Source organism: Streptomyces luteireticuli (genome assembly GCF_041519305.1).
In the GTDB taxonomy this organism is placed as follows: Bacteria; Actinomycetota; Actinomycetes; order Streptomycetales; family Streptomycetaceae; genus Streptomyces; species Streptomyces luteireticuli.
This window is the reverse complement of sequence record NZ_CP167927.1, coordinates 723,590-745,367: the sequence shown is the minus strand read 5'-3', so window position 1 is coordinate 745,367 and position 21,778 is coordinate 723,590. Positions and strand designations below refer to the sequence as shown.

Below are 21,778 nucleotides of genomic sequence, written 5' to 3'. Positions count from 1 at the left end.
GGGTTACTTCGCGCGCACGAAATCCAGCAGGCTCCAGGAACCGGCCCGGGAGTCGTCCGGGACGAGATCGATCTCCTCGATGAGCTCGTCGTTCTCCGGATTCTCCGGATGCGCCAGACGCATCTCCCGGGCGGCCACCCGGAGTCTGGTGCCCGGCTTGATCAGCACCTCTTTTTCGTCCTCGGCCAGACTGAACCGCTCGATGAGACACCCCTCGCCCTCGGTGAGGTCGAAGTTGAGCAGCACCGGTTTGCCGTGCGTGGCGTTCCATGACGCGTTCTTCTGTGCGAACTTGACCGCTGTCCCGCGGTCCAGCGTGGAACTCGTCAACGTGGTGAAGGTGACCTTCGACCCCAGACGTCCGTACGTTCCGAAGGCGGCGCCGATGGCATCGAGGAACCCCATCCCGCCGGACAGCGCCCAGTCTCCGCGATGGGTCTTCCCGGTATAGCCGGGCAGCCTCTCCAGGGCCTCGTGCGCCAGGTCGACATGGGTCCTCAACTCGGCGACCACGGTGTCCATGGGGAGGCGATCGATGGCCCGCCGGAAATCCTCCGTGCGCTCGTGGACCGCGCGCAGTTTCTCGGCCTTTTCCTCGTCGGTCGTGGCCGGATGGTAGTTCCAGAGCGCGCCGTTGAGTGCCGCGTATGCGGTACGGCAGGTGCTGCTCTTGGTCAGGACATACGGCAGATCCGGTATCACACCGTCACCCAGCCTGGCATCTGCATAAGCCTTTACCAGGGCCTTGAACCATTTGCGCATGGCCATCTGAGTGGGTGCGTCCACCCAGCTCGTGATGGGACCGGGCATACGCTGATCGAATTCCAGCAGGTAGTTCATGGCCTGATGGCTGTGGGTGGTGTAGACGCCCAGTGCGACCAGATGAGCGGGGTGTACCCGGTCGACCAACTGCCGTGCCGCGTCCTGGACGAGCTTCCAGTGCGCCGCGAGGTTCCGTTCCTGGCCGATGCGGGCGTCGGAGGCAAGGATCCATCTGATGCTCCTGGCGGTCTCCCGGTCTCCTTGCAGGGCGACCTCGGCCATGGACCGGTAATCCTCGACGACCTTGCGGAACGTCTCGATGATGTTCCGCGCTTCTTTCAGCTGCGCCGGATCGGCTTCCTGGAGTGCGTTCGCCTGCACACGGTCGGCGTAGAACTCGTGCGGTACGGAGTCGGGGTCCAGTCGCGCCGCGTCGGCCGGCTGAAGGACCTCCTTCAGACATGCATCGTGGAAGGTGCGGTAGGTCCGCCGGACGTCGTCCGTGGCCATCAGGCCCGCGAGGAACTCCTGTTCCGCACGGTGTTCCTGCCCCAGCAGCGTCCGCTGGCGCAGGGTGGATCCCTCCGGCCCCACCTTGTTCCGCTCGTGTCCCGGGGTCAGCAGCGCCATCCCGGCGCCGCGCAGGATCTCGTACAGGGAGTGGTCCCGGGCGGGCAGCATCCAGCCCATGAGGGCGTACAGGAAGTCGCGCGCCCGGCACCCCGGGACGTCCAGCCAGCCGAAGGTGGCCAGCATCCGGGCGGTGGTGCCGGACACGCCCGTGGCCACCGGGAATCCCTTGGCGGTCACGGACCGGTACCAGTGGCTACCGGGGTCGATGTCGTAGTAGGCCCAGCCGGACATCCAGGGGAGTGGGAACTCGGGACCGGAGAGGGTGGTGCTGCCCAGGTCGCTCCTCCGGTAGCGGTGTGCGACGACCTGTCGGGCGACCACCTTCACGACCTTCACGAGGGGGAACTCGTCCGTCTCCGGGTCGCGCACGCTGCCGTGGTGGAACTGGACGTCAAGGACGCCCTTCTCCTCCTTCAGCTTTTTGCGCGTCGCGTGTTCGTCGGGGTTGCCGAAGGGGTCCTTGAGCACCTGGTCGACCGGGAACTCCTCGACGTCGAAGCCTTCGAGTGTCAGGAAGGAGTCCTCGTCGGTGGCGAGGAACGCCCGTTCCGCGGCGGAGAGCGGCAGCCCCAGCCGCTCCCAGTGCGCCCTGTTCTGCTTGCGCTCCACCGAGTCGAGGTCCACGCGGGCCTGCCGGGCCCGTTGGCTCTGCGCGATCTCGTACGTGTCGCCCGCACCGGAGTAGAAGGACAGGCAGCCCAGGGCGTAGACGTCCCGGGCGAAGTTGTAGCCGACGGGGGTCAGCGCGGTGGCGGCTCGCTGCACCAGGAGATGGGTGTCCGTGGCGAGGAAGTGCGCGTACGGATCCAGATGGCGGGTGTTGAGACCGAGTTCACGGGCTCTTTGCACGCGCTCACGGCGGGGCGTCTCCGAGGAGAGCCAGAGCCTGTGGACCAGCGCCTTGAACGAGACGTCCGCGGCATTCCCCTTGCCGCGTTTGGCAAGGATTCCGGAGCGGAAGTACGCGGCGTTGTAGATGGCCGTCATCACCTCGCGCAGGCTCCAGTCACCGCGCTCCACATCCCGCTGTGACGGTTCGCTGCGCAGGAAGGTGATCCGCTCCATGCGCTGCTCGTAGTCCTCTATGCCGGTCTGCCCGGCGGATGTGAGGTCGTCGAGATAGAAGGCGCCGACGACCTTCCGGGCGATCTCGTCCCCGGTCGACTCGGGGTTGCTCAGGGAGCAGTCCTGCCAGAGAACTTCGAAAAGCCGCGAGAGGGTCTTGCGGGCCGCTCCCACGGCCTGGGGCGACCGCGCCAGCGCGGCCCCGACCTTGGCTTCGTAATCGGCGGTCCAGTCCTGCCAGCCGGGTATCTGGTAACAGCCGGCGGGGCGGGGCGGCGCGCCCGTGGGGTCCTTTTCCTGATGGGGCATGGATCGTCCTCAAAGGGGGTCAGTGCTGGGGGTTCCGGTCGCGCACGCGCTGGTCGACCGCCACGAGCGAGAAGCCGCCCGCGTTCAGCCCCAGTACGCAGGAGCCCGTGGCGGCGTCGTAGGTGAGCGCGATCTCGTCGACGCGCATGCGGCTCGCCGAGGGAATGCCGGAATCCAGGGCGTCGGGCAGGAGCCAGGTCAGGGGAATCCCGCCGGGATCGCGCCAACTCGCCTGGATTTCCCAGGTGCTGTCTCCCTTGCGGAAGTGGGCGCGCAGCTCCATCGGGTGCGGTTCCCCTTCGGGGGAGACGATCCCGATGCGCAGGGTTCCGTCGAACGACGCCTCCCGGTCCGCGAGATCGACGGCCGTGGAGAACACCGCCTCGTGGCCGAAGAGGCTCATGGAGCCGTCGCATTCGAGACTGATCCTGCGCTCCGGGCCCGGCTCGTAGGACAACTCCGCGCGGTCGAGACGGAGTCCGGCGAGAGCCTCGGGGGCCGTGATGCCGAATTCGTCGTGCAGCCAGCCGCTGAGCTCGCCGAAGTCCGCATGCGTGAGCCGTGCGTCGAGGATCCAGCGGTCCCGGTCGTGGCGGGCGCTTACCTCCGCGTGGGCGCTCCCGATGTCCATGCGGGCGGCGACGAGGGCCTGCACGGGCTCCCCCGGGCTGCCCGAAAGCCGTAGTTCCGCCCCGGTCAGGACGACCGGGGAGCGGTCGGCTCCCGGCCGTGGGTCGGGTATGTGGATCTCCGACTCCAGCGCGAAGGCGGCGAGGAAGGAGCCGTCGCGCACCGTGTACTCCGCCTGCGCCTCGCGCAGCCGGACGCCTCCGCCGTCGAGGCGGACCGGCCCGAATTCGCCGACCTCGCGGTCGCGGAGCACCTGCGGTTCCACCACGAGGCGGACCACGGGGTCGGGGAAGGAGGCCGAGGCGACGGCCTCCAGGCCGCCGGGCAGGCGGCCGCGGGCCGTCAGGCCGCCCTGGGCCCGCCGGGCGCCCTTCCCGAATCCGAGCAGGAACCACAGGTCGATTTCTTCGAGGGTGAGCAGACCGGGAACCAGGGTCCATTCGCCCTTGACGGCGATGTCGAGTCCGATGCCGGCCAAGGACATGGTGGACAGGTCGAAGCAGGCCGACAGCCCGTTCACCGAAATGTGCCGGACGATGTCGGCCAGCCCGTCCGGGAGCTCGGCCATGAGCTTCGGTTCGGAGGGTACGAAAGGCAGCTGTGCGACGCCGTCGAGACCGTCGAATGCCGGGGCGTCGGCGAATCGTCCCGCGACCGTGAGGGTGTCGGTCTCCTCGTGCGCGTAGGTGAGACCGAGGACGAGATTCCGTGCGTCCCCACCCGCCCGGACGGGAACGCTCAGTGCACCGGAGACGGATATGTCGCGTTCCGTGCCGTCGTCCGACGCGGCCGACCGGATCTCGACCGTCGCCGTGCCGGAGACGCCGAAGAGGAGGAGTTCTCCCGACAGCGTGAACGTGAAGCTGTCGGGGTGCGAGGAATAGCCGAAGGCGAACGACCGGACGGCGAACGCGTCCAGCGAACCACCGAAGCGGGCCGTATCCGCACCTGCCCAGCCTGCGAACTCGGAGAAACCGTGGCCCGGTTCGGACCCGGCCCCGGGAAGCGCGATGTCCGCGGTCGCGGTCACCCTCTCCGCGCTCCCGGTTTCTTCCGTGCACCGGACGGTGGCCCGGGCCCGACAGCCCGCGGCGGGCCCGTCGAGGTCCGCGACGATCCCGTAGGAAACGGTGTTGGTCTGCCGGCGGATGTCGTAGAACACGGTCAGCCGCGTGGTGCGGTATTCCCCGAGCCCGGGCAGGGCGTGCAGGGCCTCGTCCAGTGCGGGATGGCGCACGGCCGGCGGGGAGCCGGCGTCGTCGTACGCGGCGGCCAGTGTCACGGCCGAGATGCTTCCGTCGGGGTCCTCGGTGAAGCGGATATGGACCGGCATGGGGGCGCAGGCTTCGAAGAGCACGGCCCGGCCGGTGATCTCCAGTCCCTCCAGGTCGACGGAGTCCACGGAGTCCACGGAGTCCATGGAGTCCACGGAGGAGAGGTCGACGGGACGGTCGGAATACAGGTGGCGATGGCGCGAATCAGGCTGTTCGAAAATCCCGAGCCGACGTAACGGGAGTATGAACGGATTCCTGCCGTCAATTGCTTCCTGAAGGGTTGCCCTGAGGTCATGGGCAGTGATGTGCATGGTTCGTATGGTCCTGATGGTGGGTCGGGGCACGGGTCTCTCGGAAGGCGCAGCGGAACTCCGCTGCGGAGGCCTGCCCGGATCGTGAAGACGATAGCCCAGGAACCGTGTTGCACGTGAATTTCCGTGACATCGCGGACGGGGTGCAAGTGACAACGCGTCAATCGCATGCCGAGCTCCCCGGTTTTGCTGTGAGTTACACCACGCACCGCCAAGTGGCCTGCGGTTCGAGTCCATTGTAGGTTGGGGCGCCATGCCGTTGCCGCTCCGTGTGCAAAGCAGGCCGCCATCCGGTCGGTTGAGCGTTGAACACCATTCTGTTGAGCGTTGAACGCAATGGGGAATACGTCCCGGCCGGCGTGCCGAATCGCATCGCATCGCATGTCCGTGACGACCATCCTCCGTTCCCCGGGAGGGACGGCTGTAAATGACCGACGAATTACCGAGGACGGGAATCGGCAATGCCACTGTCCGTTGAGGAACTTGCCGAGAGGGCCCGGAGCCGCACCCTGCCGCTCCGGGCCGACGAGTTCGGCACCCCCGCAGTCCGGAAGGTGTTCGCCACCTTTCTCGGCGGCCCCGAACTGACCCTCTCGGACGTCGAATTCGACGCGGGGAGCATGACGGCGCGAGGACACTGCACCATCCCCTCGCTCGGACCGGACCCCTGCCCGGTGACGGCGCAGTTCCTGTCCGGCGCATTGGGCAGGGAGGTCGAGGGATTCGTGCTCGTCGTGGACGCGCCGCAGTGGCGGCTGCCCGAGCCCTTCCCCGCGCACGACCTCGGCCCGCTGGAGGCCCTGGGCGCCCGGACCCCGGTCGTCGTCCTCGACGCCACCCCCCGGCCGGACGAGGAGGCGGGACGGGAGCAGCCGGCGGCCCTCGCGGGGGCCGGCTGGGAACTGCCCGGCCTCGACGAGCCGGTACTGTTCCTGGCCTCCCTGCACGAGGGCACGTACACCCTGTCCGCCCGCTTCCCCGACGGGCTCTCCCTGCCCTCCTTGCGGCACCTGGCGGACCTGCCGGGCTGTACGGGGGCCGACGCCGTCACCGAGCACTTCCCCGGGGAGTGGCAGGGGCTCCTCGCGTCCGCGCTGCCCGCGCTCCGCGAGGTCACCGTCTCCTGCAACCCCGAGGACGGGCGCGTGACCGGGGAGGTCCAGGTCGATCTGGCGCACGAGTGGCCGCTGCTGGACGGCCTGACGCTCGGCCGGGTCGCCGCGCGGATCGCCCTGGACTCCGCCGCCCGGCACGACGGCCGGGGCGGACTGTCGGTCGAGCTGAGCGCGCACCTGGCCGTCGGCGGACTGGAGAGCGCCGTCACCGTCGAACTGCCCGCCCTGACGGCCCACGGCGAAATCGCCGACGCCAAGGGGCTCTTCGACAGCGCCGCACCCGACCTCGGCCGCACCGGCACGGGACGGCTCTCCTTCCTGTGCGACCTGAGGGACGGAACCTTCGTCGTCGCGGGGGAACTCCTGAGCCCCTGGGAGATCGCAGGGGTACGGATCGAGGACCAGGCGGTCATGCTGGCCGGGGGCGGCGGCCGGGCACTGGAGGCCACCCTGACGGGCACGCTCGTCCTGGGGGGAACCCGGATCGGGGTACGGGGCGGCAGGACCGCCCAGGGGTGGGGACTGACCGTGGAGGCGGACCGCATCGCCTTCCGCGAGATCGGCGCGTGGACCGAACGGACCCTGGGCAGCGGCCTGCCCGCCTCCCTGGCGGACCTGACCCTGCAGAACCTGTACTTCGAGGTCGTACCGACGCCGTCCGGGCGGCTGTTCGCCCTCGAAGGATCCGCCGAGTTCCCCCTGCCGGCCGGGCTGTGCGCCGGCCTCCAGCTCGGCGCACGAATCACTACCGGGGACGGACCGCCCGAGATCGAGGCCACCGGCACCCTCCTCCTCGGCGGCCCGCAGGCATCGCCGATGGAGCTGGAACTCGTGGCCGACAAGGACCCCGACGCACTGAGCTGGACCGCGACCTGGACCGCCCAGGAAGGCATCGCACTCGGGGAAGCACTCGCCCCCCTGCTGCCCGCGACGGGCTCCCCGACGGCAGGGCTGCCGAACCTGCTGCCCACCGTCGAGAAGATCTCACTGCGCTGCACCGCGCCGACGGCGGACGGCGGTTCCGGCTCCCTGGTCCTGACCACCGACACCCGGCAGCAGGCCCGGGCCGTCCTGGTCGTGACGGACTGACTCCCCGTGGAAAGGAAACACCCCACCATGCCCCGCCCCACCGGGATCGACCCCGCCCGCCTGGCACCGCCGCGGCCGGTCCGCGCCGCCGCGGAGCCCCCCACTGCCGTCACCTGGATCGACGGCGAACCGCTCCCCGTCACCGTGATACGGCCCGGCATCGCCGTGTGCCCCGACCCGGCCACGGTCACCACGGTGCTCCCCACCGCCAACCCCCGGCCCGACCTCGCGCTGCGCGCCGAGGAGTACATACGCGAGATCGACTTCCTGCTGCGGCGGATCGAGTCCTCCGAAGCCGGACAACGCCTCGTCGAATTCCTGGGCCACGCCCGGCCGTTGCCCGACCCCGACGGCTCCTACGGCGGTCCGGACGACTGGGTGTCGGGCCTCAACAGACGGGTCCTGTGCGGCCCTCGCGGCTCCCGCAAGAACGACCGCACGCTGACGCAGCGGGACCTCGCCGGCATCAACGTCATCATCATGCAGGCGACCGACGGCGATCCCGCCCAGTGGTCCCTGCAACACGGCGGCACCGGACCGCAGTACGACGGCCGGGGCGCGTTCTCCGCCGTCGCCTTCCACCCACGGGTGATGCTCCTCGTCGACGACGTCCCCATGGCTCCCGAAGTCACCCTGGCCCATGAACTGGTGCACTGCGCCCACGCCCTGGCCGGCACCACGGACGAGACGGGCAAGGACACCGCCGAGCGCCGGCGGATCCGGCAGGAAGCGACCAACGAGGCCGTGGGGCTGTTCCGCGAGAAGTACGGCACCGGATACCAGCAGAGTAAGAGGAACCCGAACCCCGCGAAGGTGCCCCGCACCGGGAAGACCGAGACGCACGCGGAGCGCATGGCGTTCTACGACAAGACGTTCGACGAGCTGTTCCTGCGCCGTCTCCATCCGCTTCCGGTCGCGGAGACGGCCCAGGGACTGGTCGTGCTGCGGGACGTGTTCTGGGAGGAGATCCGCACCCACGGCAGCGACGTGGCCCTGGAGTGGATCGACGGCATCGTACAGATCCACGAGGGCCGGCGGATCTCGCCCTCCCCGGCCGAAGTACGGGCCGAGCGGCTGGCCTTCGACCACCACGCCCGCGCGGTCGTACGCGCGGGCCGCCGCGACGAGGACGCGCTCGCCGCGCTGCGCGACGCCGCCGCCACCTGGTACCAGCGCAAGCGGGTACGCGGGGTCAGCGAGGTCGCCATCGCCCGCGACCTGGGATTCCGGCACCGCATCGCCTACGTCGCGCTGACGAAGGTGCAGAACGTGTGCCACCTGGCCGTCCCGCGCGACCGCATCCCCCACCGCGTCTTCGCCGGCGCGAGCAGCTTCGTCTACGCACACGACACCACCTCCCTGGACGCGCTGGCGGCGGCCCTGAGCACGGCGGACCCGGCCACGGCGGACAGCGTGCGGGCGCACCGGGACGAACTCGGGGCCGCCCGCCCCGAGCACGGATCCGTGCTCGAGCAGCGGGGGTGCCGACGCGGCCCCGACCAGCCGGCCGAAACCTCCCGGACCCACTGGGTGAACCCCGACAGCGTCCCCGCGGAACTGCGGGAGCAGATAGGGGTGATCATCCACCGGGCCCGCTCCGGCACCTCCGCCAAGGGCAAGGCGTCCCGGGACATGATCACCGATGTGTACGAGGGACGGGCGGTCGGCACCCCCCGGCCCGGGCAGGGGCGCCCGGGCTTCGTCGCCATGGTCCCGGCCAAGGTCGACGACCACGACAAACTGCTCGCCCTGGCACGCCGCTACCGCGACGAGGCGACGGGGACCCGACAGGGATGCGCCTTGGTCATCGGGCTCAACGAGGGCTACCACCACGGCGAGAAAGAGGCCGAGCGCGCCACACGCGCCGCCCGGCAGCAGAAGATCATCGACAAGTTCGTCGAAGCCTGGCAGCAGGAGAGGGACAGCATCCCGGTCGCCGTCCTCTCCTTCCTCTGGCGCGCACCCCAAGGCGCGAAGCTCAACGATCAGAAGACCATCCCCTACGGCGCGATACGGCAGACCATCGCGGCGAGCGAACGGACACGGGCGTTCGTCGAGGCGCTGTACGCCGACGGCAAGGGATGCGAGCGGGTCTACCTCCACACCGGCGACGCCGATGTGCTCTCCCTCAAGACCCCCGGGAACACCCCGCTCTTCGACGCGGCGGCGACCTTGCTGGAGGCGGCCGCGCTGAGGGAGAAGGGCACGTGGCCCGACCTGTTCAGCGGGGGCTACCGCCTTCCGGCGGGCGGCGATCCACGGGTGGACATCGCCACCGGCCTGGACCGGGCCGTCCGGGTCGCGATGGCGAAGACCGAGCCCAGGACCGTCTACTTCCCCGAACCCAACACCTTCATCAAGCTGGAGGAGGGCGCCCACGAACTGGAGCCCGGTGTCACCTTCGGCATCCACGACCAGGAAGGGGAGCACCTGGCAAAAACCCTCGCGGACGTGCGGGCGGCCAGCAGGAGGCTGTTCGACCCCGAGTGCTCCGTGGCCACCGACGGCACCAGGCTCGTACAGCGCATCAAGGACCTGCCGCCGGCCACGTCGATCAGCGCGCACATCAAGACGCTCCGCCAGTCCTACACCCAGAGCCACGCCCGCAAGGAGGAGTGGGGCAAGCGCGCCCTCGACTTCTACGACGTCGCGCCCAGGCCGGCGAAGGACCTCTCGGATCTTGTGTTCGCGGTCCCGGACGACGGCGAACTCCGGAGGCTCTCCGAACTGGACCGGGAGTCCTTCGAGAAGGACATCACCGAGAGCAGAAGGAATGCCTTCAAGGCAGCCGTCAAGGAGAAGAAGATCGGCGAAGCCCTCCCGGCGGAACATCTGCGCGCCATCGGCGCCATCGCCGTCCAGACCCATGAAGCCCTGCTGCGCGGCTATGTCGACGCGTACCGCCGCCTCGCACGCTAGGGCGTGTCCGATGGGCCGGCACGGGCCCTGCGGCGCGCCGTCCCGCGTCGCTCCGCCCGGTCCTTTCGACATGCGGGTCACCCGCCCCGGAGGGAGACTCGGCCTGTCGCCGACACCGCAGGAGGTATTCCATGAGGCGTACGCGCTTGGCCGGGGTCGCCATCGCCGGGGCGGCCGTTCTGGTCACCGGGACCGGGACCGTCGCCGGAACGGCGCAAGCCGTCGAATCCGGCGGCCGCCGTTCGGCCGTCTCCAAGGCCCGGATCGAGGCCCTGTTCGACCGCTGGAACGCGGCTCTGGCCACGGGCAATGCGCAACGCGTCGCCGACCTCTACGCCCGTGATGCCGTGCTGCTCCCGACGGTCTCCTCCAAGATCCGCACCACGCGGGCCGGGAGAGTCGACTACTTCAAACATTTCCTGGAAAGCAAACCGGTCGGCCGCATCCAGCAGCGCCACATCAAGATCCTGAGCCGCGACGATGCCATCGACACCGGCCTCTACCAGTTCACACTGACCAACAAGGACGGCAGCAAGTCCAAGGTCGACGCCCGCTACACGTTCGTCTACGAGCGGCGCGGGAGCGCATGGCTCATCGTCAACCACCATTCCTCGGCGGTGCCTGCGGGGTGAGGAACCGCGTGCGCACGGTCCACGACGCCGGGCGGAGCCCTGCCGCTCCCGCCCCGGCCGTCACCCTGCGACCAGCGGCAGCAGCAGCGCCGCGGACCAGCTGAAATTGGGGGAGTTGAGGGCGGCCCCGGTCAGCGGGTCGTAGTTCTCCATGATCGGTCCGTTGCCGGTCAGACCGGCCGCTTTCCCGATCAGCCTCGCGGTCAGCGCGTCCGCGTCGCGGCCGAATCCGTAACGGCGCATCCCGCCGATCGCGAAGTACGCCTGGTCGAGCCAGACGGGGCCGCGCCAGTACTGCCGCGCGGCGAAGTACGGCGAGCTCCTGGAGACCGTCGGCAGGGGCAGCGCGGTGGCGAACTCGGCGGGATCCAGGAGGCGTTCGCGTACGGCGGCAGCCTGGGGGCGGGTCGCGACGCCGCTCCACAGCGGGATCACGCCCTCGATCCCCCTGCCCCGCCCCGTCAGCCGGGCGCCGGAGCCGAGCGTGGTGTCGTGGAACCAGCCGGTCGCCGGGTCGTACATCCTCTCCCGTACGGCCCGGCCGGTGGCGGCCGCCCTGGCCCGCCAGCCGCGGGCGGCCGCCCGCATCCCCAACTCCGCGGCGATCCGGCCCAGATGCTCCTGGTCGGCGGCGAGATAGGCGTTGAGGTCCACGGACTCCTGGGTCAGCGAGTAGCCGGTCACCCGCCCCGAGCCGTCCCGGTTCGGCACGACCGAGGTGCCCGACGCGGCGTCGAACCGGGGCGCGTCGTCCATGCCGCTCTCCCAGGCCGCGGCCAGCCGCCGCGCCGCGGGCGAGCCGTTGGCGGGGTCCACGGTCGCGCCGTACTCCGCGAGCCCATCGCGGTCGTGGTCCCGGTTGCGGTACCACCACTCCTCGTACGCGGCCAGCTTCGGGTACACCTCCCGCAGGAAGTCCCTGTCCCCGCTCCGCCCGTAGACCTGCCACACCGACCAGGCGCCCAGCGGCGGCTTGCTGTTGCGCTCGTTCCAGTTGGTCCCGCCCCGCCGCGGGTCGTTGTAGAAGACGGCGTCCGGGATCATCCCCGCGTCCTGCGGGCGGGTCGTGGAGCCGGGGCGTATCTGGTGGTCGAGCACCGAGCGGATCTGCGCCTCGGCGAGCCCCGCGTCGAAGCGTGCCGTGCCGACCGCCTGCTTCCAGGTGTCCCAGGCCCAGAAGCCGCCCGCGAACCACTTGTACGAGAGGGACGGTGTGATCCCGTCGTGGGCCAGACTCCCGGCGGCGCTGCGCCAGTTGGTCACCAGCGTCTCCAGCGCCTTGACGGCGAGCCGCCGCCGGCCGGCCGGCACCCCGGCGGTCGCGCCGTCGACGTATCCGCGCCAGCGGGCGTCGGCCGCCCGCACGGTCCGCGCCGGGTCGGCGAGCACCCGCCGCAGCCCACCGGCTTCCGCGGTGCGCTCGGCCTCCGTGAAGGTGTAGCTCTCGGTCCGGTCCAGGGAACGCGTCGCGCCGGGCGCGAGGGTGAACGGTGCGGACAGTTCCGTACGGTAGGAGTCCCCGGCCACGGTTGTACGTACCGGATCCGCGTGCCGGACCTCGAACCGTTCGGTGCCGTCGGTGAGGAAATCGTCCGCCGCACGCACCCTGGCGAAGTCGACGGCGACGCCCCGGGGCGCGACGGCCAGCGAGGGCGCCTGTCTCATGGGTGCCTCGGCGGGCCGCAGCAGGCTTCCGGTCCAGTCGGCGCCGAGGGTGCGCGGGGTGCGGCCGGTGTTGCGCACCACGGTCCTCACCAGGGCGGTGCGGTGTGTGGCGTAGCGCAGGTCGAGGGTGAGCCGGAGGCCGCCGCCGAGGTCGTAGGTCTGGAGCAGGGACCCGGGCCGGGAGATGAAGCGCGGCGGGCCGCCGCCGGCGAGGTCGAGTGCGCGGCCGTTCTCGCTCAGCCGGATGCGGCTGAAGGAGGTGCTCAACCACCAGGGGTATTCCTGCGCGATGTAGAGGGGGCCGGTGAATCCGCCGTAGCCGCCCGGGGCGTCCGCCTTCGGCAGGGCGTAGGCGTGCCAAGCCCCCCGGTCGGCGAAGACGTTGACCGGGTTGGTGTCCTTCTCGCGTCCGGGAAGCGCCGCCGTCGGGGTGCCCCGTAGATCGAGTACGTCGTCGTAGCCGGTGCCGTCGTAGCCGTTGCCGCCATGGCTGTCGTCGTGGTGGAGGGAGGCCGTCCGCAGGGGTGGGGCGGCGGCCGCCGGCAGTCCGCAGGCGGTGGCCACGGCGAGGAGAAGGGCGAAGGCGAACAGGGTGCGTGGGTGTGGGCGCATCGGTGAACTCCGGGTCTTCGACGGGGTGTTCGGCAGCATGGGACAAGCGCGACATCCGCATCACGCGATTCGCCGCCTCCGGCCGGAACTCGTCCCCGGCGACGGGTGCGCGGACCGGTCACGCGGCCCACTCCACGGCCGCCCGGCTCGCCGGACCGGGCCGCCCGTGAGTCTCTGCGGACTGGTTCATCCCCACGGAGCGCCGGAGCAGGGCATGCCGCTCCTCGTCTGCCGACGTCGAGCGGAATGCCCTGCTACCTCAGGACGTCTGTTCAGCAGGGCCTGGCGGAGCTGGCCATGTCGTTGAAGCCCCACGTGGAGTTCCGCAGGTTCGGGACCCACTGGCCGGGCCTGATCACGCGGTACTCGCCCGAGAAGTCGGCGTCCCTGTAGAGGCACCAGGAGTGATCGGTCTTGTTGATCACCGAACTGACGTTGTCGTTCAGGCCGTTCTGTCTCAGGTTGGCCACCTGGGAGGTGAAGAAGCCGAAGCGCCCCTGGTAATCCGCGTCGTCCCAGAGACAGAACTCTCCCTGCCGGCAGTCCCCCGAGTCCGGGGTGACCCGTGCCGTCGCCGTGGCGGAGGTGGCCGACAGCCCTGCCAGCAAGGCGACAGCGCCGGCACAGGTCGCGAGCCGAGCGAAACCCACCCTCATGCGAACCTCGATTCGTCTCCTGCCGACGGACGGGTTCCGCCGGCCGAACGGTGATCACTGCGGTAGCTGATCCGTGAGCCAAGAGTGGACCGGCCGGGAGGCGGGTGCCAGAGGCATATATGGCTGTCCGGTTGACCTCGCATCGAGTCCCCCCGCCCCCTGCCGACCCGCTGCGGGCCGGTGCGCCCGCTCGGCCCGCCTCGCCCGCGTCCGGGGAGCGTGGGCAGCCGGCAGGGCCGCACTCCGCATGCCCGTTCCCACCAGGCAATTCCTGCACCTCCCGCAAGTCGGCAGGAGCAGCCCTCCCGAAGAAGGCGTCCTCTCACGGGTGTTGTCCCCGTGCGGTCATCGCAGCGCGGCTCTATCACCTCCCGTGCATCCTGTGAATCTCTCTGCACCGGTGCCCCGTGGATGAGAAGCGGCCATTCCCCGGCACGCGCGGTCCCATCCGACTGACCGGGACAACAAGGGGGATTCTCCGGACAACGCCTCCGGGGTCCGCGGGCGGGCAGCCGGGCGGTGACGTCCTCCGACGCGCCGCGCTCACCGGCCGTTCCTGTCGCGGGCGCGGCGCCAGGCGGAATCCGCCAGCAGGCGCAGGCCGTTGAGGCCGACGATCACGGTGGAGCCCTCGTGTCCGGCGACGCCGAGAGGCAGGGGCAGCGTGCCGACGAGGTCCCAGACCACCAGGCCGGTGATGAAGGTTCCGGCGATGACCAGGTTCTGCACCACCAGCCGGCGAGCCCGGCGCGAGAGGCCGACGACGGTGGGGACGGCGGCCAGTTCGTCGCGGACGACAACGGCGTCGGCGGTCTCCAGGGCGAGGTCGGAACCGGCGCGGCCCATGGCGATGCCGGTGTGGGCGGCGGCCAGGGCGGGGGCGTCGTTGACGCCGTCGCCGACCACCAGCACCTTCCGGCCCGCCTGTTCCATCTCCCGCACGGCGGCGACCTTGTCCTGGGGCAGGAGTCCGGCACGGACGTCGTCGATGCCGACCTCTTCGGCGAGGCGTGCGGCGGCGCGCGGGTTGTCGCCGGTGACCAGCACCGGCGCGCTGCCCGTCAGCGCGGAGAGCGCGGTGACGGTGGCGGCGGCGTCGGTGCGCAGACGGTCGGCGATGCCGAGCACCCCGACCGGGGTGCCGTCGACCCCGACGAGCACCGCGGTACGTCCCTCCCGCTCCAGCTCCGCCGCGGCGGCGGCCGGGTGGTCGTCCCGTCCGCCGAGCAGGCGTGCGGGGCTGCCCACCGCGACGGCCCTGCCGCCGACGGTCGCGGTCACGCCCGTGCCGGGCGCGGAGGCGAAGCCGGTCACCGGCGGGACGGCCAGTCCCCGGGTGCGGGCGCCGTCCACGATCGCGCGGGCGAGGGGGTGCTCGCTGGGGTGCTCGGCGGCCGCCGCGAGGGTCAGCAGCGCGTTCTCGTCCATGCCGGAAGCGGGCAGGGGACGGATGTCGGTCACACGGGGCGTGCCCTCGGTGAGGGTGCCGGTCTTGTCCAGCGCCGCCCGGTCGACCTGCCCGAGCCGCTCCATGACGACGGCGGACTTGACCAGGACGCCGTGGCGTCCGGCGTTGGCGATGGCCGACAGCAGCGGCGGCATCGTCGCGAGTACGACCGCGCACGGGGAGGCGACGATCATGAAGGTCATCGCCCGTAGCAGGGTCGGCTGCAGGGCGGCGCCGAGGAGCAGCGGCAGGGCGAACAGCGCGATCGTGGCGGCGACCATGCCGATCGAGTACCGCTGCTCGATCTTCTCGACGAACAACTGGGTGGGCGCCTTGGTCCGGGAGGCCTCCTCGACCATGGCCACGATCCGGGCGATCACCGAGTCTGACGGATCGCGCTCGACCTTCACCCGCAGGGCGCCGGTGCCGTTGAGCGTGCCGGCGAAGACCTCGTCCCCGGCCTCCTTGGCCACGGGCAGGGGCTCGCCGGTGATGGTGGCCTGGTCCACCTCGCTCGCCCCGTCCAGCACGCGCCCGTCGGCGCCGACGCGTTCACCGGGCCGGACCAGGATCGTGTCGCCCGCCTTCAGGGCGGCTCCCGGCACGGTCTCCTCGCCGCCGTCGTCCGCGATGCGGGTCGCCGTGGCGGGGGCGAGGTCGAGCAGACCCCGTACGGAGTCGGCGGTGCGGGCGGTGGCGATCGCCTCCAGCGCGCCGGAGGTGGCGAAGATGACGATCAGCAGCGCGCCGTCCAGCACCTGCCCGATCGCGGCGGCGCCGATGGCGGCGACCACCATCAGCAGGTCCACGTCGAGCGTTCTCCCGCGCAGGGCCTGCAAGCCGGCCCAGCCGGGCTCCCAGCCGCCGGTGACGTAGGCCGCCGCGTACAACGGGCCCCACGCCCACGCGGGGGCGCCGAGCAGGTGCAGCGGCAGGGCGGCCAGGAACAGCGCCAGGGCGGCGGCGGCCCACCGCGCTTCGGGCAGGGCGAAGATCCGGGTGCGGCGCCGGGGTGCCGGCACGTCACGGACGGCGTCGGCCGCCGGGGACGTGGAGGTCCCTCCGGCCGGAGGGTGGGGGAGGGGCGGGGCGGAGGTCATCGCAGCGGTGATCCTTCGTTCGCGTGCGGGGTCGCGTGCGGGGGAGGGAGCGGGTCCGGCTCCCACCGTACAGGAATACATGAACATCAATTCATCCATTCATTCCGGCCGGTACGATGGGCCCATGGGTCATGGAGCAGCTCCCGCGAACAACGCCGCCCCGCGCACGCGCCTGGACGCGGCCGCTGCCGCGAAGGTCGCCACCACCCTGCAGGCCCTGGCGACCCCGTCCCGGCTGTTGATCCTCGCCCGCCTCCGCGAAGGCCCCCTCCCGGCGACCGAGTTGGCCGCCGAGGTCGGCATGGAGCAGTCCGCCTGCTCCCATCAGCTCCGCCTCCTGCGCAACCTCGGCCTGGTCACCGGCACCCGCAAGGGCCGCTCGGTGGTCTACGCCCTCTACGACAACCACGTCGCCGAACTCCTCGACCAGGCCCTCTACCACGTCGAGCACCTGCAACTCGGCCTCGCCGACGCCCCCGCCGGCTCCTGACGCCCGGCGGCGTCAAGATTGAGTCAACTAGTTGCGTCGATGCGCAAATAAGGTGCAGACTCCTAGGCGTTTGGAAAAGGCACCTCGTTCGGTGAGGCGTCTGTACGGACACAGGCCACTGACCCCACGACGTCGAGAGACGCCCAGGTTCAGGACAGGTCTCCCCGGCCTAAGGGGTGACCCCAAGTGGCTGCCCCCGAACGGGGATTACGCCGTGCAGTGCCAAAGCTCTGACGAGTGGGGGTGAACCGGCCGCAGCGGGCCGGTCCGCTCCACCGAGTCCGTACCGCGCCCGCGAGCGCCCCGGCCGGGAGGAGGCGAGAGAGATGGATCGCAGTCACAGTAGCCCGGGCCGTCATCGGCCCCGCCTCCGTCTGCCCTCGCTCCTGCACGGCACGCGGTAACCGCCTTTCCCCGCGCTCCTGCGCCCGACCGCCCTGGCATCCGTGCGGCCCGATGCCGCCCCGGGGCGCTGGAGGCTGCGCGCTCACAAGGGGATCGCTGCCGCGTGCGCTCCGGACCGCCCCCGGTGAGGGGTTCGAGAGGGCTGCCATGACCGACACGACGATCACCAGCCCGGATCACGCAGAAGGGAGGGCCCTCACCATGCGCCTTCTCCCGCACCTCACCAAGCTCACCGCACCGACCCGACGGTGCCTCCACGCCGCCGCCCGGCCGCACGACCCGTCGTATCGTGCCGGGCACGACTGCCCGCGCCTCCAACTGACCCTGCGCGACGGCACCGAGCGGGACTACCTGCTCGACGACCCCGGCGGCTGCCCCCGGCCCGAGGCCCCGTACGTCGCCTACGACCCGTACGTGCACCTGGCCTACATCCTCGCCCGGCAGGGACGCGACGCCGACTGGCTCGCCCGCTTCGTCGACCTGCCGCTGCCCGCCGCGCAGCGCATCGCCGAAGCCGCGGCCCTGACCACCGCAGACGTCTGACGGCGGTCGCGCCTGCCCTCCCCCCCCGACGCGCCGCCCAACAGAGGTGACCGAGCATGTCCGTCCTCACCACAGTCCACACCCGCTTCACCCCGACCCGTCGCCGGACCGCCGACAGCCCCCTCGACAGCACGTCACCGGTTCCCCAGCCTGCTGCGAACGAGAGGGCCGTATGCCTCCACGCCCATTGGCGCACGGTCACCGGCCCCGACGGGCGCCGGCGCCTCGAGGCCGTCTGGCGCCCGACCCACTGACGACACTTCGCGAACACCCCGCAACGGAAAGGAGGTTCCGCATGACCTTCCCGGCCGTCCTGCTGCTGGACACCGTCGAGCGGCTCATCGACACCGCCCCGCACACCACCACCGTCGCGCACGTCCTGTGCGATGTGACCGAGGAGCCGCGCGCCGACTCCGGCGGTACGGATCTGCCGCGAGCCCCTGTGTACCGCGTGCACGGCCTCGTAGCCGACGTCGGACACCGCACCGTCTCCGTCCTCGGCCGGCCGGTCGAGCTGACCTGCATGGAGCTCGAGCTGCTCGCCCACTTCCTCGCCCATCCCCGGCGTGCCTTCACCCCCGACCGCCTGATGGAGCTCGTATGGCAGCAGTCCGCAACGGGCGTGCAGCACACGGTCGATGTCCACATCGCACGGCTCAGGAACAAACTCGGCCCCCGCCACGGCGCCGTCATCACGAGCGCGGGACAGGCCGGGTACCTCCTCGACCCGACGAAGGCGGCACGGTGGACCCGCTGTTCCGCACCGGTGCCCGACTCGCCGGAAAGCGACTAGCCGCAGGCGTGGCCGACCGCCTTCACCACCCCGCTCGAAGGGGCGCTCCCGCGCCGTCGGCCCGCGCCGCCGCGTATGCGTCCCGCGGTCCCAACGTCCCTCCCGACGCGAGGAGTTCCTCGAAGGGGCCGTTCCCGAGGGACGTCCGCAGCGCCGACATGATCCGGTCCACGTCACCGCGTTCCGCCGTCGGCAGCGGTGCCCCCGCGCCCCGCCGGGCCGCGTCCGCCGCGCCCAGCAGCAGTGCCGCCGGGCGTGCGTCCCCGTGCAGGGCGAGGGCGCCCGCCAGGCCCTCCAGGGCCAGGGCCACGGCGCGCGGGTCGCCGGTGGTGCGGGCGACGGCGAGGCCTTCCTCCTGGCGGGCGAGAGCGGCCGCCGCGTCGCCGCGGAGTTCGGCGACGAAGCCCAGCTCGGCCAGGACCAGGGCGTTGGCGCTGTCCAGGCCGACACGGCGGTGCCAGGCGAGGACGTCGAGCAGGAGGGCCTCGGCCGTGGCGAGGTCGCCGGAGCGGCGGGCGGTCAGGGCGAGGCCGAGGTCCGCGTTGACCTGGCCGGCCCGGAAGCCCTGCAGGCCAGCCAAGTCGTGGGCACGCCGGTGGAGTTGCCGGGCGGCGGCCGGGTCGCCCTCCAGAAGGGCGACCCGGCCCAGGCCCGCCGTCAGATCGGACGCCATGGTGGACAGGCCCAACTCCTCGGCCGCTTCCAGCCCTTCACGCAGGAGGCGGGCGGCGGACGGGTAGTCGCCGAAGATCTCGGCATGGGCCGCGCGCACCCCGGCGGTCCGCGCCCGCCCCCACCGGTCGCCCAGCTCCGCGAACATCGCCACACTCGTCGCGCCCTCGTGCGCCACCCGCTCCAGCTCGCCGAACGACAGGGCCTGGACCGCCCGGTCGGCGAGGGCGGCCGCCTCGCCCCAGCGGTCGCCCAGGGCACGGAAGGCGGCGAGGGCCGCGTCGGACAGGTCGCGGGCGCCCGGCATGTCGCCGATCAGGGACAGGGCGTGGCCGAGGACGTACTGGGCCTCGGCCACGCCGGCGGTGTCCCGGGGGTCGAAGCGTCGCAGCGCCCGGTCGATCCGTCCCGCCCGGTCCGTGCCGTCCCCCTCCATGATCGTCACAGCCGTGTGCCAGGCCTCGGCCCGGGCGCGCGGCGCGCCCTCGGTGCCGTCGGCCGCGGACAGGGCGGACATGAGCGACCGGCGGGCCTGGCCGAGCCGGCCGCGCAGTACCCAGTACGGGGCGAGGGCGCCCGCCAGACGCAGTGCCTCGGCACCCCGCCCCGCGTCCACCAGTACGTCGAGGGCCTCCCGCAGATTCGCGGACTCGGTGTCCAGCCGCGCCAGCAGCGTCCCTTGCTCCGGCCCTCGCAGTCCCCGGGCGGCGCGGACCGCGAACCGGACGGCGTACGCCGCGTGCCGGGCCCGCGCGGCGTCCGACTCGCCCGCCTCGGCCAGCCGGTCCGCACCGTACGCGGCGACCGACTCCAGCATCCGGTAGCGCGGCTCGCCGTGGGCCTCACCGGCCGACACCAGCGAGCGCTCGACCAGGCGGGCCAGCACCTCCCAGACGTCCTCCGGCGCGACGGCGCCCCAGCCCGCCACGGCCTCGGCCCACCCCAGGTCCCAGCCGTCGGCGTGCACCGACAGGCGGCGCAGCACCGTGCGCTGATCCTCCGTCAGCAGATCCCAGCTCCAGTCGATCGTCGCCTTCAGCGTCCGCTGCCGCTCGGGAGTGCCCCGTCGCGCTCCCGACAGCAGCCGCAGCCGGTCGTCGAGCCGGGCGAGCAGGCCGGGCAGACCCAGCGTCCGGACCCGGCCCGCGGCCAGTTCGAGGGCGAGCGGGATGCCGTCCAGGCGGCGGACGAGTTCGGCGACGGCCGGGGCGTTGCCCGGGCCCAGGACGAACCCGGGGGCCGTGGCGGCCGCCCGTGCGGCGAACAGCCGGACGGCGGCCTCGCCGTCCAACGGCCGTACCTCCCACAGCCGTTCGCCCGGCAGGGCCAGCGGCTCCTGACCGGTCATCAGGATGCGCAGCCCCGGCACGCCCCGCAGCAGCCGCCCGGCCGTCTCGGCCGCCGGGGCCACGACGTGCTCGCAGTTGTCGAGGACGAGCAGCAACTCCCGGCCGCGCAGCGCCTCGGCCAGCCGGTCGGGGACGGCGGAGCGCGGGCCCCAGGCGCCGTCGTCCCGCACGCCCAGGGCGGCCGCTATCTCCTCGGCGAGGGCGGCGGCGTCCGACCGGGGCCGCAGCCCGGCCAGTTCGACGAGCCAGACGCCCCCGGCGTACGCGTCGGCCAGCCGGGCGGCCGCCTCCAGGGCCAGGCGCGTCTTGCCCACGCCGCCGGGGCCGGTCAGCGTGACGAGACGGTGCTCGCGGAGCAGGGCCAGGACGGCCTCGGTGTCGTCGCCGCGGCCGATCACCTCGTCGAGCGGGGCGGGCAGGTTGGTGGGCGGGGGAGCCGACGGCACGAGGCCGGGGTCCTGGCGCAGGACGGCGCGGTGGAGCGCGACGAGCTCGGGACCGGGGTCCAGTCCCAGTTCCCCGGCCAGTGCGGTGCGCAGGTCCTCGAACGCGGCGAGCGCCTCGCCCTGGCGCCCGGCGCCGTACAGGGCCCGGATGTGCGTGGCGCGGAGCCGTTCACGGAGGGGGTGGCGGGCGGTGAGGTCCGCCAGCTCTCCGAGGAGGTCACGGTGTCCGCCTGCCGCGAGGAGCGCCTCGGCGCGGTCCTCGACGGCGGTGAGCCGGTCCTCCTCCAGGCGTTCGGCCGTGGCCCGGACGGCCGGTATCCCGGTGAACCCGGCGAAGGCCGGCCCGCGCCAGAGGGCGAGGGCGTCCGTCAGGAGGGCGGCCCTGGTGCGGGCGTCGGGTGTGGCGCGGGCCCGGCCCACGAGGGCGGCGAACCGGTGCATGTCCACCGCCTCGTCGTCCCCGGTACGCAGCGCGTAGCCGGGCGGTCGGCCGACGACCCACGACCGGGCGCCGGGCCGCGCCCGGTCCAGGGCGGCCCGCAGTTGGGACACCTTGGCCTGGAGCGCGCGGTGCGGGGCGGAGGGGAGCGGCACACCGTCCCAGAGCGCGTCGACGAGCCGGTCGGCGCCGACGACGCCGCCCGCGTCGGCGAGCAGCACGGCGAGCAGGGTGCGCACCTTGGCCTCGGGGACCGGCACCGGCTCCCCCTGGGCGGATGTCACCTCAAGTGGACCGAGCACCCCGAATCGCATGCGTCAACCCTAACTGGCCTGCGAGGTCGCGCTTTCGCTGCGCCGTTCGCCCGGACCGCCGGACGGCGTTCCGGCCCGCCCGGACCGTCCCCGAACACCATCCGAACC

General features: G+C 72.1%; 13 protein-coding genes and 1 riboswitch. Of the genes, 7 read left to right on the top strand and 6 right to left on the bottom strand.

Annotated elements, in window-relative coordinates:
- Positions 1–3: 3 nt before the first annotated feature.
- A complete protein-coding gene (locus tag AB8735_RS03225) occupies positions 4–2,769 on the bottom strand; it encodes a hypothetical protein (protein ID WP_372405195.1) in 2,766 nt (921 codons plus the stop codon).
- A gap of 19 nt (positions 2,770–2,788) precedes the next feature.
- The gene (locus tag AB8735_RS03220) at positions 2,789–4,819 is read right to left on the bottom strand and encodes a hypothetical protein (protein ID WP_372405193.1); all 2,031 of its coding nucleotides are present in this window, start codon (positions 4,817–4,819) and stop codon (positions 2,789–2,791) included.
- A 626-nt stretch (positions 4,820–5,445) separates the two neighbouring features.
- Here AB8735_RS03220 and AB8735_RS03215 point away from each other — a divergent pair.
- From AB8735_RS03215 to AB8735_RS03205, 3 genes are all read left to right on the top strand, one after another.
- Positions 5,446–7,188, top strand: coding sequence for a hypothetical protein (locus AB8735_RS03215; protein WP_372405190.1), 1,743 nt, complete (start codon positions 5,446–5,448; stop codon positions 7,186–7,188).
- A gap of 27 nt (positions 7,189–7,215) precedes the next feature.
- Entirely contained in the window at positions 7,216–10,107 is a 2,892-nt protein-coding gene (locus AB8735_RS03210) for a M91 family zinc metallopeptidase (protein WP_372405188.1), read from the top strand.
- Positions 10,108–10,238: 131 nt separating this feature from the next.
- On the top strand, positions 10,239–10,739 hold the full coding sequence (locus AB8735_RS03205) for an SgcJ/EcaC family oxidoreductase (protein WP_372405185.1): 501 nt from the start codon (positions 10,239–10,241) through the stop codon (positions 10,737–10,739).
- A gap of 60 nt (positions 10,740–10,799) precedes the next feature.
- Here the strand turns inward: AB8735_RS03205 and AB8735_RS03200 are convergent, their stop codons facing one another.
- The 3 genes from AB8735_RS03200 to AB8735_RS03190 form a co-directional block, all read right to left on the bottom strand.
- Positions 10,800–13,016: a trehalase family glycosidase gene (locus AB8735_RS03200; RefSeq protein WP_372405183.1), complete on the bottom strand. Its 2,217-nt coding sequence runs from the start codon at positions 13,014–13,016 to the stop codon at positions 10,800–10,802.
- A gap of 272 nt (positions 13,017–13,288) precedes the next feature.
- On the bottom strand, positions 13,289–13,624 hold the full coding sequence (locus AB8735_RS03195; protein ID WP_372405181.1) for a peptidase inhibitor family I36 protein: 336 nt from the start codon (positions 13,622–13,624) through the stop codon (positions 13,289–13,291).
- Between the two features lie 591 nt (positions 13,625–14,215).
- A complete protein-coding gene (locus AB8735_RS03190; protein WP_372405180.1) occupies positions 14,216–16,219 on the bottom strand; it encodes a heavy metal translocating P-type ATPase in 2,004 nt (667 codons plus the stop codon).
- Positions 16,220–16,343: 124 nt separating this feature from the next.
- Between AB8735_RS03190 and AB8735_RS03185 the strand changes: the two genes are divergently transcribed.
- The 4 genes from AB8735_RS03185 (at position 16,344) to AB8735_RS03170 (ending at position 18,450) form a co-directional block, all read left to right on the top strand.
- Entirely contained in the window at positions 16,344–16,709 is a 366-nt protein-coding gene (locus AB8735_RS03185; protein WP_344026861.1) for a metalloregulator ArsR/SmtB family transcription factor, read from the top strand.
- Between the two features lie 76 nt (positions 16,710–16,785).
- Positions 16,786–16,959: riboswitch (M-box (ykoK) riboswitch) on the top strand.
- 302 nt (positions 16,960–17,261) lie between these two features.
- Complete coding sequence (locus tag AB8735_RS03180) at positions 17,262–17,657, top strand: hypothetical protein (RefSeq protein ID WP_372405178.1); 396 nt, start codon at positions 17,262–17,264, stop codon at positions 17,655–17,657.
- A gap of 56 nt (positions 17,658–17,713) precedes the next feature.
- Positions 17,714–17,911, top strand: a complete 198-nt coding sequence (locus AB8735_RS03175) for a hypothetical protein (RefSeq protein WP_372405175.1) — start codon at positions 17,714–17,716, stop codon at positions 17,909–17,911.
- Between the two features lie 41 nt (positions 17,912–17,952).
- The gene (locus AB8735_RS03170) at positions 17,953–18,450 is read left to right on the top strand and encodes a winged helix-turn-helix domain-containing protein (RefSeq protein ID WP_372405173.1); all 498 of its coding nucleotides are present in this window, start codon (positions 17,953–17,955) and stop codon (positions 18,448–18,450) included.
- Between the two features lie 22 nt (positions 18,451–18,472).
- On the opposite strand, the gene AB8735_RS03165 is transcribed toward AB8735_RS03170, so the two are convergent.
- A complete protein-coding gene (locus AB8735_RS03165) occupies positions 18,473–21,670 on the bottom strand; it encodes a BTAD domain-containing putative transcriptional regulator (protein ID WP_372405171.1) in 3,198 nt (1,065 codons plus the stop codon).
- Between the last annotated feature and the right edge of the window lie 108 nt (positions 21,671–21,778).